Source organism: Thiobacter sp. AK1 (genome assembly GCF_039822265.1).
Classification (GTDB): Bacteria; Pseudomonadota; Gammaproteobacteria; order Burkholderiales; family Thiobacteraceae; genus Thiobacter; species Thiobacter aerophilum.
The window spans coordinates 1-1,596 of record NZ_JBAJEX010000025.1 but is presented as its reverse complement, the minus strand read 5'-3'; the positions used below and the strand labels follow the sequence as shown (position 1 = coordinate 1,596).

Sequence of the window (1,596 nt, the reverse complement as noted above, 5' to 3'; positions counted from 1 at the left end):
CCCCCATCCTTCTCACACATCTTCCGCACCTGATAATCCCAGTACGCCTTCCTGCCCTCGAAGAAGCTGATAGCCAGCAAAAGCAAGACAACGAACGCCAGGGGTATAAACAACAGCTTCTTGACCAGACTTGAGCCTCGCATACCAGCACGCGATCCTCTTTTGAATCTCCGAAAAAGCTTTTGTTGTTGGCCGGCACTCATGCTGCGCTGCGCCATTCACGATCGTTGGCCACCATATGGTCGCCGTATCCGGGCGACTGACTTTTGTCGCCGTACTGCGCAGACTGTCTTTCTTCCGTCGTACCCCGCTTGTCATTGCCCGCGCCAGCAGTGGCCAGGTCGTCGCCGGTGCCGGTGTCGAGCCAGTCGTTGCCGCCCCGGTCGGCGTGGATCACGTCGTTGCCGCCACCCGCGAGGATTGTGTCGTTGCCGGTGCTGTCATAGAGGGTGTCGATGCGGTCGGTCTCGCCGACCAGGGGGTCGGTGATGATGTTGCCCAGTTCGTCCACGCGCATTTGCACGCCGGCGGTGGCCGGGTCGAAGTCGATGGGGGCGAGGTCGCCCTGGATGCGGCGGTCTTCGGGCGGGGGCGGGGCGACGGCGGAAGCACCCGGAAGGGTGATGCCCAGTTCCCCAGCAGCGAAGTTCTCGACGGTGATGTTGCCGGCATCTGAAGTGATGGTGAGCGTGCCGCGGCCGCTGGCATCGGGGATAAAGGTGTAGGTGGTCGTGCCTTTCTGCCAAACACCGGCGGATTGATAGTCGCCGCCGTCGAGTACGCTGCCATCGAGCATGATGCGACCCTGGCCGTCGAGGTCGCGGATGATGTCGTTGGCTTTGGTGGCGCTGCTGAGGATGTAGGTGTCAGCGCCTTTGCCGCCTTCGAGACGGTCGGCGTCTTTGCCCCCATCGAGGGTGTCGTCGCCTCCGCCGCCGATCAATACATCGCGCCCGTCTTCACCGTAGAGAACATCATCGCCTAGCTGGCCTTCGAGGTAGTCGGCCCCGTTGCCGGCGTTGAGGGTGTCATCGCCGCTGTCACCGTAGAGGTGATCCGCGTTGTCACCCCCGGTGAGGGTGTCCGCGCCGCTGCCGCCGAATACGAGATGCCGCAACTGCGGACTACTCTTCACATCGTACGGGTTGCCCACCCACAGCTCGGCACCGCCGGCTTCGTCCTTGAAGTGCCAGGCACTGCCGTCGTAAACCCGGCCCACGTCGGTGTCTTCGGTGTAGGTTTTGTTTTTCCAGGCAAGAAAGGCAGCGCGGTCTTGCAGATACAGATCGGTGAGACTGCCCGTGCCAGTGGCGGGATCATAGAGATCGAGTTCGCCGTTCTGGTTGAAGTGGCTGTAGTCGACGCCGAGCAGGGCGAAGGGATTGAGTTCCTTGAGAGCGTAGCGATAGGCAAGACCCGTGGCGTCGGGGCGTTGGGCTTCGGCAACCAGCGTGGCGCGGGAGACGGTGGCAAGGGACACGACGGTGCCGGTACCCAGGGCCGATTGCAGGTCGTAGAGGTGGGTGTAGAAATCGTTGCGGTCGGCCGCGAGGGCAGAATAGGTCTTGCCGTAAATCTTGCCGACCGCGGCCAGCG

At 62.6% G+C, this 1,596-nt stretch carries 2 protein-coding genes; both read right to left on the bottom strand.

Annotated elements, in window-relative coordinates; translation table 11 throughout:
* Positions 1 to 218, bottom strand: a 218-nt coding sequence (locus tag V6E02_RS12900) for a hypothetical protein (RefSeq protein WP_347309207.1), incomplete at its 3' end; no start/stop codon positions are given.
* The coding region (locus V6E02_RS12895) for a calcium-binding protein (RefSeq protein ID WP_430626808.1) at positions 200 to 1,596 on the bottom strand (1,397 nt) is incomplete at its 5' end. The genes V6E02_RS12895 and V6E02_RS12900, both read right to left, overlap by 19 nt.